The sequence below is a fragment of the Pseudomonas fluorescens genome, assembly GCF_002022275.1.
In the GTDB taxonomy this organism is placed as follows: domain Bacteria; phylum Pseudomonadota; class Gammaproteobacteria; order Pseudomonadales; family Pseudomonadaceae; genus Aquipseudomonas; species Aquipseudomonas fluorescens_AJ.
The window spans coordinates 102,705-102,944 of the sequence record NZ_MSDF01000031.1; the positions used below are offsets into that span (position 1 = coordinate 102,705).

Here is a 240-nt window from a genome sequence, read left to right on the forward strand (position 1 = left end):
TGTGGGAGAGTGCCCAACCCGATGGCCCGGCCAGTGAAGATTTTTCAAACACCACAGATCCCCTGTGGGAGCTGGCTTGCCTGCGAAAGCGGCAGGTCAGGCGACATCTCTTTCGGCAATGCCGCCGCCTTCGCAGGCAAGCCAGCTCCCACATTTGAACGTCGTCGCTTGTGGGAGAGTGCCCGACGCGATGGCCCGGCCAGTGAAGATTTTTCAAACACCGCAAATCCCCTGTGGGAG

Annotated in this window: 1 pseudogene; it reads right to left on the reverse strand. The window is 60.0% G+C overall.

Features of this window, described 5'->3' with window-relative positions:
- Positions 1-44 precede the first annotated feature (44 nt).
- A pseudogene (locus BFW87_RS32165) lies at positions 45-240 on the reverse strand (hypothetical protein); the annotation flags it as partial.